At 60.1% G+C, this 14,527-nt stretch carries 16 protein-coding genes; 3 read left to right on the plus strand and 13 right to left on the minus strand.

The window, feature by feature from the left end; all coding sequences use genetic code 11:
* Window positions 1–36 precede the first annotated feature (36 nt).
* The 6 genes from DWU98_RS18605 to DWU98_RS18630 form a co-directional block, all read right to left on the minus strand.
* Window positions 37–765 (minus strand): fimbrial biogenesis chaperone, encoded by a 729-nt coding sequence (locus DWU98_RS18605; RefSeq protein ID WP_115497072.1) that lies wholly within the window; start codon window positions 763–765, stop codon window positions 37–39.
* Window position 766: 1 nt separating this feature from the next.
* A complete protein-coding gene (locus tag DWU98_RS18610) occupies window positions 767–1,291 on the minus strand; it encodes a Csu type fimbrial protein (protein ID WP_115497073.1) in 525 nt (174 codons plus the stop codon).
* 859 nt (window positions 1,292–2,150) lie between these two features.
* Window positions 2,151–3,530: an ATP-dependent RNA helicase DbpA gene (gene dbpA, locus DWU98_RS18620; protein WP_115497074.1), complete on the minus strand. Its 1,380-nt coding sequence runs from the start codon at window positions 3,528–3,530 to the stop codon at window positions 2,151–2,153.
* Window positions 3,531–3,626: 96 nt separating this feature from the next.
* The gene (locus tag DWU98_RS18625; protein ID WP_115497075.1) at window positions 3,627–4,121 is read right to left on the minus strand and encodes a YaiI/YqxD family protein; all 495 of its coding nucleotides are present in this window, start codon (window positions 4,119–4,121) and stop codon (window positions 3,627–3,629) included.
* Window positions 4,118–4,267, minus strand: a complete 150-nt coding sequence (locus DWU98_RS22110; RefSeq protein WP_196239538.1) for a hypothetical protein — start codon at window positions 4,265–4,267, stop codon at window positions 4,118–4,120. Before DWU98_RS22110 ends, DWU98_RS18625 begins: the two co-directional genes overlap by 4 nt.
* A 53-nt stretch (window positions 4,268–4,320) precedes the next feature.
* A complete protein-coding gene (locus DWU98_RS18630) occupies window positions 4,321–4,638 on the minus strand; it encodes a YkgJ family cysteine cluster protein (RefSeq protein ID WP_115497076.1) in 318 nt (105 codons plus the stop codon).
* Between the two features lie 276 nt (window positions 4,639–4,914).
* Between DWU98_RS18630 and DWU98_RS21765 the strand changes: the two genes are divergently transcribed.
* Complete coding sequence (locus DWU98_RS21765) at window positions 4,915–5,100, plus strand: hypothetical protein (RefSeq protein WP_147293368.1); 186 nt, start codon at window positions 4,915–4,917, stop codon at window positions 5,098–5,100.
* An 82-nt stretch (window positions 5,101–5,182) separates the two neighbouring features.
* Here the strand turns inward: DWU98_RS21765 and glmS are convergent, their stop codons facing one another.
* The 5 genes from glmS to DWU98_RS18660 form a co-directional block, all read right to left on the minus strand.
* Window positions 5,183–7,012 carry a glutamine--fructose-6-phosphate transaminase (isomerizing) gene (gene glmS, locus DWU98_RS18640; RefSeq protein ID WP_115497078.1) on the minus strand — a complete coding sequence of 610 codons (1,830 nt, stop codon included), beginning with the start codon at window positions 7,010–7,012 and terminating at the stop codon, window positions 5,183–5,185.
* 205 nt (window positions 7,013–7,217) lie between these two features.
* Complete coding sequence (locus tag DWU98_RS18645; RefSeq protein WP_115497079.1) at window positions 7,218–8,588, minus strand: pyridoxal-phosphate dependent enzyme; 1,371 nt, start codon at window positions 8,586–8,588, stop codon at window positions 7,218–7,220.
* Between the two features lie 126 nt (window positions 8,589–8,714).
* Window positions 8,715–8,945 (minus strand): HP1242/YdcH family protein, encoded by a 231-nt coding sequence (locus DWU98_RS18650; protein WP_115497080.1) that lies wholly within the window; start codon window positions 8,943–8,945, stop codon window positions 8,715–8,717.
* Between the two features lie 318 nt (window positions 8,946–9,263).
* On the minus strand, window positions 9,264–9,911 hold the full coding sequence (locus DWU98_RS18655) for a hypothetical protein (RefSeq protein ID WP_115497081.1): 648 nt from the start codon (window positions 9,909–9,911) through the stop codon (window positions 9,264–9,266).
* Entirely contained in the window at window positions 9,911–10,609 is a 699-nt protein-coding gene (locus DWU98_RS18660) for a DUF4398 domain-containing protein (protein ID WP_115497082.1), read from the minus strand. The genes DWU98_RS18655 and DWU98_RS18660 overlap by 1 nt, the downstream gene beginning before the upstream one ends.
* Window positions 10,610–10,693: 84 nt before the next feature.
* On the opposite strand from DWU98_RS18660, the gene DWU98_RS18665 reads away from it, so the two are divergent.
* Window positions 10,694–11,809: a PilT/PilU family type 4a pilus ATPase gene (locus DWU98_RS18665; RefSeq protein WP_196239539.1), complete on the plus strand. Its 1,116-nt coding sequence runs from the start codon at window positions 10,694–10,696 to the stop codon at window positions 11,807–11,809.
* Between the two features lie 79 nt (window positions 11,810–11,888).
* Here the strand turns inward: DWU98_RS18665 and maiA are convergent, their stop codons facing one another.
* Window positions 11,889–12,545 (minus strand): maleylacetoacetate isomerase, encoded by a 657-nt coding sequence (gene maiA, locus DWU98_RS18670; RefSeq protein WP_115497110.1) that lies wholly within the window; start codon window positions 12,543–12,545, stop codon window positions 11,889–11,891.
* Between the two features lie 125 nt (window positions 12,546–12,670).
* Here maiA and DWU98_RS18675 point away from each other — a divergent pair, with 125 nt between their 5' ends.
* Window positions 12,671–13,849: a phosphoglycerate kinase gene (locus DWU98_RS18675; protein ID WP_115497083.1), complete on the plus strand. Its 1,179-nt coding sequence runs from the start codon at window positions 12,671–12,673 to the stop codon at window positions 13,847–13,849.
* 77 nt (window positions 13,850–13,926) lie between these two features.
* Here DWU98_RS18675 and DWU98_RS18680 read toward each other — a convergent pair whose 3' ends face one another.
* Entirely contained in the window at window positions 13,927–14,520 is a 594-nt protein-coding gene (locus DWU98_RS18680) for an alpha-ketoglutarate-dependent dioxygenase AlkB (protein WP_115497084.1), read from the minus strand.
* Window positions 14,521–14,527 lie beyond the last annotated feature (7 nt).

Raw genomic sequence — 14,527 nt, forward strand, 5'->3', positions numbered from 1 at the left:
GGCTCGCCGCACGTCACTGCGCACTCACGCAGTCCATCATTGAGGCTGGACCACAAGGTCTGCAGTTACCTCACCGGTATCCGTCATAGCATCGAGCGCGACGTGATCACCAGGACGAACGGCCTGAAACGACGCAAAGCTCCACTGCGAATGATTGTTCGCCAGTACGTACTGTGACGTGTCTTGACGTACAACACCCTTGCTTTCTTTATCTCGCAACGAAAAAGCGAGAATCTTCGCGTGGATGGTGCCGCTATTGGCCACGTCGACAAGCGCACCGCCATCCGCTCTGGGCATAACGCGCCAGGCCAGTTGCGGCGACCGCGTCTTGGCCGGCTCGATAAAAATCGGAATGCTCAATCGAAGCGTTACCGACAGGCCGCGAAAACCGGGTTGTGGTGGCGGCGGAACTTCGGTGAGAAACATGCGATAAGCGATTTCCCCATCGCGGGGCGTTACGTGCATCGCGCCCACGCGCAGTATCTGCGACTGCCCCGGCGCAACACTAAACAATGGCGGCGTGGAAAGCAGTTCCTCGGTGGGCGTAAGAACGTCTTTGCCCTGCACCTGGTCCCACTTCATCAGGCTGACCTGGACCGTCACGGGCAACTGGCCCTCGTTTCGAACCGTGAATGCCTCGATCGCATGATTGGCCGACAATGAAGCAATGACCGGCGAAACCTCGACCGATCCCGCCCACAAGGCACCGGACAAGAGCAAACAGGCCGAGCCAGCAACGGCTCGGCCAAAATGTCTACGGCGCATGTCAGAACGTAACCGTTGCTACCACGGTATCGGCGTAAGCACCCGTCGGAAGGTTTTGACCCGCAGGAATGCTGCCGTATACGGACGTGGCGACCTGCGTACCTGTGCCGGTCACCGAAACACCCGTAACACCGTCAAAAGTATCGGTATAGCCGCTATCGCTATAGAGGCCGTAACTCATGTAATTGACGCCGTTCGCCATGCGTCGCAAGGGAATCGCAGCGGTTGAGCCCGAACCCGGATTGGTGCCTTGATCCAGGGTAACCGTCGCCGAGGCGCCATTGGTGCAGGTTGTGTCGATCGCGCCAGTTGCTGTCAAAGGAGTGGACGCATTGGCCGAAATGGGATCATAAGCACCGAACGACACCGGCGTCGTCGTGATGGTGCAGTTGGCCGTGATGTTCGACGAAACCGCGAGGTTTGCAGTGGCCGTGCCCGCCTGGGCAGCAGGCACGGACAGCATAGCCAGCATGCACAAGCCCGCAATCATGCGCGGCCTGATGTAATCAGGCATCGTGTATTTCATTGGAATCCCCTTGTATTTTCTCAGGCTTTTTAAAAGTCCAGATGGACATGCCCGGATAAAACAAATACGTCGCTTATCAGGGTAGTCCGAGGCGACTTTAATGGAGGGAATCACACAGAAAGTGTTAACGCAATCACAGTAATTATGTGAAATGGCAACATTAATTTGTTTTAATTTTTGCTTGCAACTTCGACATTTTATCAAACCGCCGAGTATTTTAAATATATCATAGGCAACATTTTGTCTCGCTATCGATTAAAAATATGCCATTTATATATTGGAACGCTCCAAATGCATTAAAAATTGACGCCTGAATAACGCTAAGCTTAATAAGTCATTTATATGCGCCAATAAATTGACGCATCACGTTTGATTCAAGCTCCTCATGGGTAGGTCTATCCAACATTGCCCAATGGGCGCGAATCCCCTCGTGCCGGCCAGTGCGATGGACATACTGGCCGCGGCGGGTGCTGCACGATGGATCCGGTGCATAAGTTGGCTCCCGCCCGATCCCGGTCGAAGGTGGTCGGCGTCGATGACGGCGCCAACCGTTTTTCGAGTGCACCGTATTTCGCTTCACCTCCAGGCGCCAGCTGTAGTCGTGGATGGTGATGGCGACCTGGTCGGAGCTGTCCCGCGCGGCCGCGCCGCGCTCGAAGGTGGCGTCATCAAAGTTTCACCTCGGCGAAGCGAGCTGCGAGATGAGCTTGGCGAAATCGTGATGGTATTTTTCGTAGCCGATGCGGCCACGCTCGGTGACGAAGAATACTGACACCACCACAGATACTCGGCCCTGGGCGGCAATGGCGCTTTGCCCGATTCCTGGCTGCCGATGAGGTAGCCGCACGCGCTCGCGACGTCAACCGAGTGTGCGAATACGCAGATTGCGCCCTTTGATCTTTCCGGCGCGCAAGCGCTCCAGCGCTCTGTTTGCCAGCGACCGACTGACCGCTACGTAAGCACGCGTGGCGAACACATCGATCTTGCCAACATCGTCGGCTTTCAGACCCGCATCGCCCGTCAGTGCACCGAGGATATCGCCAGGACGCAGCTTATCTTGCCGACCTGCGTCGATGATCAAGGTTTTCATCGGCGCAAGATTGAGCATCTTGCCGCGCGGCGCCGACAACTTCAGCGGATGCCAGGGGAGCGGCCGAGCGAGGACCTCTTCGATGTTTTGGGCCTTGGGCCTTTCGCGTGGCGTGCATAGCGTGATGGCCAGGCCCGCTTGCCCGGCGCGACCGGTACGGCCGATGCGATGGGTATGCGTATCGGGATCGTGGGCCACGTCATAGCTGATCACCAGCGGCAATGCGGTGATGTCCAGCCCGCGTGCCGCCACGTCGGTCGCCACCAATACGGCGCAGCTTCGGTTTGCGAACTGCACCAGCACTTCATCGCGATCGCGTTGCTCCATGTCCCCGTGCAACGCAAGCGCGGAGAACCCGCGGCGATCGAGCTCGTCCGCAACGGCGTCCACATCGCGCCGCATGTTGCAGAACACGAGCGCATGCTGGCCGCGTTCACCGGTAAGCAGTTGCGCCAGTGCGTCAAGTTTGTGTGCAGGCTCAACCTCGATGAACTGCTGCTCGATCGCGGGTTTTGTCTGGGCTGGCGATTCGACGGTGATCTCGATCGGGTTGCGTTGCACGCGCCGGCTGACGTCGCGGATGGCGTCCGGATACGTGGCCGAAAACAACAGGGTTTGATGATGCTTGGCAATGCGCCCCACGATGTCGTCGATGGCTTCGCTGAAACCCATGTCCAGCATGCGGTCGGCTTCGTCCAGCACCAGCACCTTGATGCCACCACCATGCAGGCTCCCGCGCTTGAGGTGTTCCTGCACGCGGCCGGGCGTGCCGACCACGATGTGCGGATCATGCGTCAGCGACGCCAGTTGCGGTCCCAGCGGCATGCCGCCGCACAAGGTCAGCAGCTTGACGTTGGGAATGTTTGCGGCGAGCTTGCGAATGGCCTTGCTCACCTGATCGGCCAGTTCGCGTGTGGGGCACAGCACCAACGCCTGCAAGCGGATAGTGTCTACGTTCAGGGATTGCAACAGGCTCAATCCGAATGCCGCGGTCTTGCCGCTGCCGGTCTGTGCTTGAGCGATCACATCGCGTCCTTCCAACATGGGCGGAAGGCTTTGCGCCTGGATGGGCGTCATCGCGTCATAGCCAAGCGTCTGGACGCTGGCGAGCAAGGCGGGTTTGAGCGGAAGCGTGTCGAAGGCGGTCATGCCACATGATCGCACGATCGTCCTACGGAACGTCGGCAAGGATTGACGCCCCGGCGGGCCTATCTGCGCCCATTCCCGGTTTCTACGCTGACTTCTTCAATCGTTTGGCGGCGCGGCGCGCTTGACGTGCTGCAGCAACCAGCGATCGAGCTGATTGGCAAAGGCCTGCCGATCGCGCGCGTGAAAGGCGGATGGTCCGCCGGTTCGAACACCGGCGCCGCGCAGCTCTTCCATGAAGTTGCGCATGGACAATCGCTCCGCCATGTTCTCGGGCGTGTAGCGCTCACCGCGCGGATGGATGGCCACGCCACCCTTGTCGATCACGCGCGCCGCCAGCGGTATGTCCTGCGTGACGACAAGGTCGCCGGGCTGCATCCGCCGCACGATTTCATTATCTGCTTCATCCAATCCGCCCTGTACGGTAAGCACCTGGATGTAGCGCGATGGCGGACGCGACAACGTGTGATTGGCGATCAATGTGACATGGATGCGTGCACGGTCCGCGGCGCGAAACAGGATCTCCTTGATCGCGCCCGGACATGCATCGCCGTCGACCCATATCTGCGGCCCGGCGATCTCAGGCACATTCATCGACGGCCTTCGGGTACATCCGGTTGGCCATCACCAGGCTTTACATTCTCGCGCGTTGCTTTTTTCTTCGCTTGCTTGGCGTCTTGTTGTTTCTTCTTGGCCAGCTCGCGCTGACGTTTTTCAAATGAATAGTTTGGCTTTACCAAGTGACGCCTCGTTTAATGGCTGGGGTAGGTGGAACCGAGGTGGGGTGACCCGCTCATTTCTGCGCTATTTCGATGACGCCGGAATGCTGCTTTGCGTAGTCGGAACGAATGGCCCTGCAGTACGGACCACCCATGAAAAAGCGCCGGCAGACGGCTGGGCGATTTTCATAAATGCCACAGTTCATGTGAGTGCGGTCCATCGCGACACACCATCCGTCGTCACCGTGTGCCATCACGCGGTTTCCCGCGGGGAGACGCGTGGTGAGGTGCTCAGGGATGTTGTCACCCTCTTCCAAAACGACGATCAATCGACAACACACCGCCTGGCATGCCGCGCAGTTGACAGCGCCTTTTGCGCGGTTACCCGACATGGGCCAAATCAGCGTAACGAGTGGAATGTCCTAGCATCGGCGCTCCCAAAGGGCGTTACTTAAGTCGTGGTTCATGCGAGAGAAAGCGGAGCGAGGCGGGCAACCACGGAGCGGCCTTACCGGACGCAAGAGACAAGCAGATCGTGCGGTTGATAGTACACCATGCGCATATTGTGTACCGTTAATGCAGCGTGGGTATCCAAAAGGATGAGACCACGGGGCTGGCCATTTAGGAGTATGGTGAATAGCCCAGCCACCGCCTCGCTAGGTATTCGAATGAACGACACACCCAAACCTTTGTCGGCAGCCACCATTCATTCGGTTTATTCCGGCGACAAAGTGACTTCCGCCGTCGAGCAAGCTAAAGAGTTCAAGTCGACCAATAACTTTGCGCGTGATGCGTTGCACCCGGGCCGGCCGCCAGAAAAGCCTAAAACGAGCGGGAAGCGACGCGATCGTTAATGACTGAGCGGCCTGCATCAGGCGACCCGCGATCTCATGCATTTTGCCAGGACTTACCGCAGGCAAAAGCCCGCTACGCGCATCACTCTACCGTGACCGATTTCGCCAAATTGCGCGGCTGATCGACGTCAGTGCCGCGCAGCACGGCGACGTGATAGGCGAGCAATTGCAGCGGCACGGTAAACACCGCCGGCGCAATGAAATTACCGCCCGCATCGATACGCAATACGGCGCCGCGCGAGGCGCCGCCATCGATATGCGCATTGGTATCGGCGAACACGATCAGCTCACCACCACGCGCGCGCACTTCTTGCAGATTGGATTTGAGTTTGTCGAGCAGCGGGCCGTTGGGTGCGACGGCGACCACCGGCATGTCTTCGTCGACGAGCGCGAGCGGCCCATGTTTCAGTTCGCCGGCGGGATACGCTTCGGCGTGGATATAGGAGATTTCCTTGAGCTTGAGCGAGCCTTCCAGCGCGACGGGATAGTGCGCGCCACGGCCAAGGAAAAGGGCGTGATGACGATGGACGAAACGCTCGGCCAGTTCGATCACTTGCGGCTCGAGCTTCAATGCTTCGTCGAGCGCGCGCGGAAGGCGCAGCAGTTGTTCGGTAAGGTCGCGATACCGTTCGCTATCCAGCCCCGCCTGCTTGGCCAGGTGCAAGGTCAGCAGCGCCAAGGCGGCGAGCTGGGTGGTAAATGCTTTGGTGGATGCAACGCCGATTTCCGGGCCGGCGCGTGTCATCAGCTTAAGATCGGCTTCGCGCACGACCGAGGATTCGGGCACGTTGCAAATGGCGAGCGTGCCCAGGTAACCGCGCCGGCGCGATTCGCGCATCGCCGCCAACGTGTCGGCGGTTTCGCCCGATTGCGAGATGGCGACGAACAGCGTGCCTTCCGGCACCACGGTGTCGCGATAGCGGTATTCGCTGGCAACCTCCACATTGACAGGCAAGCGCGCGTAATCTTCGATCCAGTATTTGGCCACCATGCCGGCGTGATAGCTGGTGCCGCAGGCGACGATATGCACGCCCTTGACTTTGGCCAGCAGTTCGTCGCCATTGACGCCGAAAACATGCGGAAGCACACCGTGCGCACCGATGCGCGTTTCGAGCGTATCGGCCACGGCACGTGGCTGCTCGAAGATTTCCTTCTGCATGTAGTGGCGGTACTCACCGCGCTCGACCGCATCGGCGGAGAGTTCGCTTTCATGGATACCGCGCTCGACCGGCTTGCCGTCGAGCGTGTAGACCTGCGCACCTTCACGGCTGATTTCGACGACGTCGTCTTCTTCCAGATAGATGATGCGGTTGGTGACTTGCACAAGCGCTTGCGCATCGGAACCAAGGAAGTTTTCACCGATGCCCACGCCAACCAACAGTGGAGCACCACGTCGCGCGCCAATGACACGACCAGGTTCGGCGCGACTGATGACGGCGATGGCATAGGCGCCTTCGAGTTCGCGCACGGTGGCAAGCACCGCCTCGCGCAGCTTCATGCCTTTGGAAAGGTTCTGGTCGATCAGCGCGGCCATCACTTCCGTATCGGTTTCGGACGCGAAGACGTAACCCTTCGATTGCAATTGCGCGCGCAGCGGCGCGTAGTTTTCGATGATGCCGTTATGCACCAGCGTGACGTTGCCGATCATGTGCGGATGCGCGTTGGCCTCGTTGGGCACGCCGTGCGTTGCCCAGCGCGTATGCGCGATGCCGGTGCCACCGGGGAATGGATCGGCCAGGTACAGCGATTCCATCTCGCGCACCTTTCCTTTGGCGCGTACGCGGCGGACCTGGTCGTCTTCCAGCACGGCCAGGCCGGCCGAATCGTAGCCACGGTATTCCAGCGCCTTCAGTCCGGCGATCAGAAGCGGCGCGACATCGCGCTGGGCAGCGGCGGCAACGATTCCACACATGGCGATGATGTTCCTATGACAAGCAAAATGTGAACGCGGCGACTTTGATAGGCAGGCGTTTCGACAGGCTTTCGGTTGCGAGGTTCATGCGTAGCATCGCATGCTCCTAAGTGACGGAATTGAAAAAGACGCGTGCGCATTTGTATCGATGCAAATACGCACGGCCACCCACAAATTTCCCTGCTTTGCAGAAGCGAAGCGATTGTCAATGCACTTTGCGACGCAGATAGTTCAGAAGGTCGATGCGGGTGATCAGGCCGAGGAATTGATCGCCATCCATCACGATGGCCACATGGCCGCGTTCGAACACGGGCAGCAACGCCTGGATCGGCGAGCGCACATCGAGCATTTGCAGATCGCTGATCATGGCGGTGGCCACCGAGTCGCGAAAGCGCGCTTCATCGGTGTGCACGTGCATCAACACATCGGATTCATCGAGGATGCCGACGATGCGATGACCATCCATCACCGGCAGCTGCGAGATGTCGTACAGCTTCATGCGCGTGTACGCGGTCATCAGCAATTCGCCCGGTCCAACGACCACGGTGTCGCGGCGGGAGAACGGGCGTAGCAGCAGATCGCGCAGATCGCCCTGTTGCTCGCGGTCGAGAAAACCGTTGTCGAGCATCCAGTAGTCGTTATACAGCTTCGACAGATACTTGTTGCCGGTGTCGCACACCAGCGTGACTACGCGCTTGGGTTGGGTTTGTTCACGGCAGTATTTCAGCGCTGCGGACAGCAGCGTGCCGGTGGATGAACCACCCAGGATGCCTTCTTTGGCAAGCAACTCGCGCGCGGCGAGGAAGCTTTCCTTGTCGGAGATGGGATAGGCTTTTTTCACGCGCGAGAAATCGCTGATGGTGGGCAGGAAATCTTCGCCGATACCTTCCACCATCCAGCTGCCGGTTTTGGTGGAGAGCACACCCTCGTTGATGTACTGCGCGAGGATGGAGCCGACCGGATCCGCCAGCACGATTTCCGTGTTCGGCGAGGTCTTGGCGAAGTACTGCGACAAGCCGGTCATGGTACCCGAGGAACCGCAGCCGACCACCACGGCGTCCACCTTGCCATCCATCTGCCTGAGGATTTCCGGCCCGGTGGTTTCGATGTGCGCGCGCGGATTGTCCGGGTTGCCGAATTGATTGATGAAATACGCGCCAGGCGTTTCGCGCGCGATGCGTTCGGCCATGTCCTGGTAATACTCGGGATGACCCTTGGCGACGTCCGAGCGCGTGAGCACTACTTCGGCGCCCATCGCCTTCAGGTTGAAGATCTTTTCGCGGCTCATCTTATCGGGCACCACCAGCACGAGGTGGTAACCCTTGGCTTGCGCCACCAATGCCAGCCCAAGTCCGGTGTTGCCGGCGGTGCCTTCGACCAGGGTGGCACCGGGTTTGATCCTGCCGGCCTTTTCGGCGCCTTCGATCATTGACAGTCCGATGCGGTCCTTGATGGAACCACCCGGGTTCGCGCTTTCCAGCTTCAGAAACAGCTCGCAATGCCCGGTATCCAGGCGCTGCGCGCGCACCATGGGTGTATTTCCGATCAGCTCGAGGACGCTTGCGTTGACCGTCATGAAAGCTCCGAGGGTGTCCAATGGGATATGAAGGACAATCATAACGGAGCGCGGCGAAAACGAGGCTTACGCCCCGCTCAAACAAAAACCCCGGAGTAGTGCTCCGGGGTTTTTTGTACGTGGCGCTCAGTGTATGGGCTGGTTTTGGCGGTGATCCCACATGGTCTGCAGCCGTTCCTTGATATGTAGCTTCTCTTTTTTCATCGAAGTGAGGGTCATGTCATCAACGGGGAGAACGCCGATCTCGGCATTGTCCACTTTGCTGTTGAGCTCCTTATGTCGTTGGTAGAGCCGACGAAACTCGGCGTCGGCTTTCATCAGGGCTTCGACAACATCTCGCTGCTGATCTTCGAACATGATCCAACCTCCTCACGGTAAGGCTTACGGCACCCGCGCGGGGCGCTCGCGAATAGATACAAATCGCGCATGACCACAGCCCATGGCCCTGAGCGGGACATGGGTGACAGGGAAATGACGGGTATGCGCATAGGCTCAGTCGGTAGGCTGCGGCAGCTGAAAGTCCGCAGCGACTTCGACCCTACTCTCCGCTCAACGGGGGCGCAAGGACCCCTTGGGAAGGCGCATGGCAGCTAGGTTTGTAGTCAAAAACCCGTAAAACGCGTGGGCTTACGGACGCAGCTCCCTCCCACGGAGGAGGGGGAGGGAGCACTGCGATTACTTGCCGTCAGAACCACCGGACGAGGGTTGATTCTGGTCCTGCATTTGCGAACGCAGGGCCTTGGCGGCTTTGGCCGCCAGTTCGGCCTGGCGCCTGGCTGCGGCGGCTACCCGGCTCTGCGCGGCGGCCAGCTTGCGCGCCTGATCGGCCTCGGCCTTGGCCTGCGCGGCCTGGTCGGCAGCAGCCTGACCCTGTGCCTGCGCTTGCAGGGTTTGCTGCTGGGCAATCTGGAACTGCATGCGCTGGATATCCAGCTGCTGCTGCGCGGCCGTGGCATCGATGCGGCTGCGTTCGAGCTGCAGTTGCGCGTTGGCCTGGTCGAGCTGGCTGAGCTGGCGCTGCGAATCCTGCAGCTGCGCCTGGGCCTTGGCCTGGTCGACCCGGCGCTCGGCGATGTACAGCGCGTGCGGCCGATCGCTCGAGCTGGCTTGGGCCAGCTGGTTGACCGCATCACGCGCCAGTGCCTGGTCGGCCTGGGCGTAGTTGCCCAGGTTCGGATCGGAAGCGAGCTGGTTCAGCGCGTTATTGAGCCGGTCGACATCCATATCGTCCTTGCGCGCCTGCACGGCGGCACTGGCGAACAAGGCGCCCAGCAACAGGACGAGCATGGCTAAAACATGCTTGGTGGACATGGTCTTCTTCATTACTGGCCTCCCTGATTCTGCTGGCCAGCATCGGGCATGGTCTGGAAGCCCTGCCCGCTTTGCTGCTGTTGCGGCTGCGGATTACCCAGCACCGAGGAAGACGGCGCAGGCATTTCCTGCTGCACCGGGGCCTGCTGTGGCAAAAGGGGGGTGCCGGCTGACGCGGGTGATGAGGAGGAAGACGCGGGATTGCCGTTGTCCCCGTTATCCCCATTGTCCTGACCCTGGCCCTGCTGCTGCAGGGCGGCCATCTGCGCGGCCAGCTGGGCCTTTTGCTGCTGGTAATGCTGGTCGTTCTCGGACTGCGCGTCAGCATTCTGGGCACGCAGGCGACTGTTTGCGTCCACTTTTGACTGAATTTGGGCACGTGCTGCCGCAAGCAGCGCCTTGGTGCGGGCAAGCGTGGCGTCTGCGCGCGACTCATCGGACAGGTCGGCCGCCTGCGCGTATTTGCGATTGGCCATGGCCATTTGCGCCTGCTGGAACTTGTCCTGCGCGAAGCCGAAATCGACCGGGTCATAATCCGGCGCACCCGCATCGCGGGCAGACTGGAGTTGCGCTTGTGCCTGATTCATCTGGTTATCCGGCGGGGGTACGCTGGCGCAGCCGCCCAAGCTCAGCGACAGAACCAACAGCACCGGAACCACCGCCGGGACGCGCTTCTTACGCATCTTCAACGGGGAAAATATGTGGACCATCACTCATTCCTCTGCGAGCGTCACAGCGTATTGTGGGCAGGCACAATACTTGAATGCAATGCGTAAAATTTTGAGGTCTTTAAGGTGGATATCGGTTACTTCCTCAAGCTGATGGTGGACAAGGGCGCGTCGGACATGTTTCTGACGACGGGCGCCCCGGTGAACATCAAGGTCGAGGGCAAGTTGTACCCACTCGGCAACACCGGGCTGCCCAGCGGAATGGTCAAAAAGATCGCCTATTCGCTGATGGATGAGGGACAGGTACCACAGTTCGAACGTGACCTGGAGCTCAATATGGCGCTGGCGGTGAAAGAAGCCGGCCGCTTCCGCATCAATGTATTCAAGCAACGCGGCGAAGTAGGCATGGTGATCCGCGCGATCAAGAGCGAGATCCCCAGCATCGAGCAGTTGCAGCTGCCGCCCATTTTCCGCGAGCTCATCATGGAACCGCGCGGACTGATCCTGGTGGTGGGTGCCACCGGGTCAGGCAAGTCGACCACGCTGGCGGCCATGCTGGACCATCGCAACAGCCATTCGTCCGGGCACATCCTCACCATTGAGGACCCGATCGAATACCTGCACCGGCATAAGAAATCCATCGTCAACCAGCGCGAAGTGGGCCTGGATACGCACACCTATCACGAGGCCCTGCGTAACGCGATGCGTGAGGCGCCGGACGTGATCATGATCGGTGAGATCCGCGACACCGATACGATGGAAGCGGCGATCTCCTTCTCGGAGACCGGCCATCTGTGCCTGGCCACCCTGCACTCGAACAACGCGGACCAGACACTGGAACGCATCCTCAACTTCTTCCCCGAATCGGCGCACAAGAACGTGCTGATGAACCTCGCATTGAACCTGCGCGCGGTGATCAGCCAGCGCCTGGTCAGCGGCAAGGACGGCCGCCGCCTGCCGGCGGTGGAAGTACTGCTCAATACGCCGCTGATCCGCGACATGATCCGCCGCGGGCAGATCCATGAAGTGAAGGAAGCGATGGATCGCAGCCTGCAGGAGGGCATGCAGACGTTCGATCAATCGCTGTACAAGCTGTACAGGAACGGCCGCATCGAGCTGGACGAAGCATTGTCCAAGGCCGATTCGCGCGATGGCCTGTCGCTGAAGATTCGTCTGTCCGAAGGTGGCAATGCGGAGACGGCGGAGCTGGCGGGCAACGACCCGTATGGGTTGGGGTTCTAAATACTTATCTGAGCGCCACTATCTCTATGGGCCGTCATTCCTGCGAAAGCGGGAGTGACGGCCGGGTGCGCCGCGTGCGTTACGGCGCATCCGGCTGCTGCTCAGGCATCGCCGCCGTGACCGCATCAAGCTCCGCGCATGCCGCGTCGATACGCACGATCGTCGGATAATCATCCAACGCCATCCTCCAGCGTCGCGCGTTATACACCTGTGGCACGAGACACAGGTCGGCCAGGCCCGGCGTATCTCCGTGGCAATAGCGGCCGGTCTCCTTGCTGCTGGCCAGCATCGTCTCCAGCGCATGGAAACCCATGGTGATCCAATGCCGCATCCAGATGCCTTTCTGCTCATCGTCCGCATTGAACTGCGAGCCGATCCGCTGCAGCACGCGCAGATTCCCGAGGGGATGGATATCGCAACCGACGATCTGCGCCAAGGCGCGCACGCGCGCCCTGCCCCCTGCATCAGTCGGCAGCAACGCGGGCTGCGGATGGATCTCGTCCAGGTATTCGGCGATCGCCATCGATTGCGTCATCACCCTGTCACCATCGACCAGCGTCGGAATCAGTTGCAGTGGGTTGAGCGCGACATAGTCCGGCGAGTGCTGCTCGCCGCCGTCTCGAACCAGGTGCACGGGTCGCGTCTCGTAGCGCAAGCCCTTTAGATTCAGCGCGATGCGTACGCGGAAGGCCGCGCTGGAACGCCAATAGCTGTAGAGAATGAGACTGGCAGACATGGCCTCTCCGTGCACCGTGAAGCCTTGAGTGTAATCCGCTGCCGTTTGCATCGCCGTAAGAGCGGCAGGAAAATACCCGGTTCTGGCCTCAAGGCCGACCTTCCTAAGCTGCAAGGAGTTTTCCCGTGACCATCACCCGCATGAGCGACCTCGACCTGCGCGGCAAGCGCGTGCTGATTCGCGAAGACTTGAACGTGCCGATCGAAAACGGCCGCATCAGCTCCACGCAGCGCCTGGACGCTTCCTTGCCAACCATCAAGGCCGCGCTTGCTGCCGGCGCCAAGGTGATGGTGATGTCGCATCTGGGTCGCCCGAAGGAAGGCCAGTTCGATGCCGAATCGTCCCTTGCGCCGGTCGCGCAGTGGCTAGGCGAGCACCTGGGCAAGCCGGTGCGGCTGGTCGCCGATTATCTCGATGGCGTGACCGTCGCCGATGGCGAAGTGGTTGTATTGGAAAATTGCCGCATGAATGTCGGCGAAGGCAAGGATGACGAGGCGCTCGCCAAGAAATATGCCGCACTGTGCGATGTATTTGTGATGGATGCGTTCGGCACCGCACATCGTGCGCAGGCATCGACGCATGGCGTGATCAAGTTTGCGCCCATCGCTGCGGCCGGCCCGCTGCTGTGCAATGAACTGGACGCGCTCGGCAAGGCGCTGGAACATCCCGCGCATCCGCTGCTGGCCATCGTGGCAGGCTCGAAGGTATCCACCAAGCTCACCTTGCTGGAAAACCTGATCGGCAAGGTCGATCAACTTATCGTGGGCGGCGGCATCGCCAATACGTTCATCGCCGCGATGGGTCATTCGGTAGGCAACTCGCTGTACGAACCCGACCTGCTTCCCGCTGCAAAGAAAGTATTGGCTGATGCCAAGCGTCGCGGCGCCGAAGTGCCGATGCCGGTAGACGTGGTGGTGGCGCCGGAGTTTTCCGCGCACGCTCCAGCCACGGTGAAGGCGGTGGACCAGGTGAAGGAAGGCGAGATGATCCTGGATATCGGGCCGGAAACCGCCAAGCAGTACGCCGCACTGATCGCCAAGGCCGGCACGGTGGTGTGGAATGGTCCGGTTGGCGTGTTCGAATTCGATGCGTTCGGCAAGGGCACGGAAGTGCTGGCGCATGCGGTGGCCGGTTCCAAAGCATTCTCCATTGCGGGCGGCGGCGACACCCTGGCGGCCGTGGACAAGTATGGCATCGAGGACAAGGTGTCCTATATCTCCACCGGTGGTGGCGCCTTCCTGGAATTCCTGGAAGGCAAGGAGTTGCCGGCCGTGGCGGCGCTCAAGGCGCGCGCAGCAAAGTAAGGTTTGCAGCTCATGGAGAAGTCCACGAGAGCTTCACCGTCATTCCGGCCTGCGTGCGCCGGAATGACGAGCAATCGCTACCACGTCTTATTTTCCCTCTCCGGCCTAACCCGAAACGCCACGCTGATCCTTGGCCCCGCGGGCTCGCGCAGCTTCGGAATGCCGTGATCGTAATTGAGCTGCGCGTTCCACCCCATCACCAGCAGGCTACCCGTTTCCAGCTCCAGCGCCGTCTTCAAACGTGGTGGCTGCTTGCGTTGAATCACCATGGTGCGTGTCGCGCCCAGTGACAACAGCGCAATCGGCTGATGCCGAACCAGTTCGTGCAGCTTGTCGTTGTGCGGCGCCACGCTGTCGTGTTCGTCGCGATAGAAGTTGAGGCCGATGCTGTTGAACGGTGCATCGACATGCTGCCTCACAACGATCAGTGCATCACGCAACACCTTCGGCAACGCTGGATCGGTGACCGCATAATGGCAATGCAGTCGCGGCACACCCACCAGCCGTTCGTACATCATCCGCGTGCTCGCATGCCAATCGCCTTGTACGTGCAAGGCAGCGAACCATGCCTGGGCCACTACAGGCGAAACCACCTCAGGCTGATAAGTAATCGGGCCGGTTACATCATCGGCAATCCTTTGCACGTCTTGTTCGAAAAGTAGCGTCTGCATAGATGCC

Origin of the sequence: Dyella monticola (assembly GCF_003363155.1) — a bacterium.
Taxonomy (GTDB): Bacteria; Pseudomonadota; Gammaproteobacteria; order Xanthomonadales; family Rhodanobacteraceae; genus Dyella_B; species Dyella_B monticola.

What these genes read in the sequence shown, in the direction of transcription:
- DWU98_RS18660 (WP_115497082.1), bottom strand. Translation starts at nt 10,609, where the DNA reads ATGGTCCACATATTTTCCCCGTTGAAGATGCGTAAGAAGCGCGTCCCG.
- maiA (WP_115497110.1), bottom strand. Translation starts at nt 12,545, where the DNA reads ATGTCTGCCAGTCTCATTCTCTACAGCTATTGGCGTTCCAGCGCGGCC.
- DWU98_RS18655 (WP_115497081.1), bottom strand. Translation starts at nt 9,911, where the DNA reads ATGAAGAAGACCATGTCCACCAAGCATGTTTTAGCCATGCTCGTCCTG.
- DWU98_RS18625 (WP_115497075.1), bottom strand. Translation starts at nt 4,121, where the DNA reads ATGAATGTGCCTGAGATCGCCGGGCCGCAGATATGGGTCGACGGCGAT.
- DWU98_RS18630 (WP_115497076.1), bottom strand. Translation starts at nt 4,638, where the DNA reads ATGTCGGGTAACCGCGCAAAAGGCGCTGTCAACTGCGCGGCATGCCAG.
- DWU98_RS18610 (WP_115497073.1), bottom strand. Translation starts at nt 1,291, where the DNA reads ATGAAATACACGATGCCTGATTACATCAGGCCGCGCATGATTGCGGGC.
- DWU98_RS18645 (WP_115497079.1), bottom strand. Translation starts at nt 8,588, where the DNA reads ATGACGGTCAACGCAAGCGTCCTCGAGCTGATCGGAAATACACCCATG.
- dbpA (WP_115497074.1), bottom strand. Translation starts at nt 3,530, where the DNA reads ATGACCGCCTTCGACACGCTTCCGCTCAAACCCGCCTTGCTCGCCAGC.
- DWU98_RS18605 (WP_115497072.1), bottom strand. Translation starts at nt 765, where the DNA reads ATGCGCCGTAGACATTTTGGCCGAGCCGTTGCTGGCTCGGCCTGTTTG.
- DWU98_RS18650 (WP_115497080.1), bottom strand. Translation starts at nt 8,945, where the DNA reads ATGTTCGAAGATCAGCAGCGAGATGTTGTCGAAGCCCTGATGAAAGCC.
- DWU98_RS18680 (WP_115497084.1), bottom strand. Translation starts at nt 14,520, where the DNA reads ATGCAGACGCTACTTTTCGAACAAGACGTGCAAAGGATTGCCGATGAT.
- glmS (WP_115497078.1), bottom strand. Translation starts at nt 7,012, where the DNA reads ATGTGTGGAATCGTTGCCGCCGCTGCCCAGCGCGATGTCGCGCCGCTT.
- DWU98_RS21765 (WP_147293368.1), top strand. Translation starts at nt 4,915, where the DNA reads ATGAACGACACACCCAAACCTTTGTCGGCAGCCACCATTCATTCGGTT.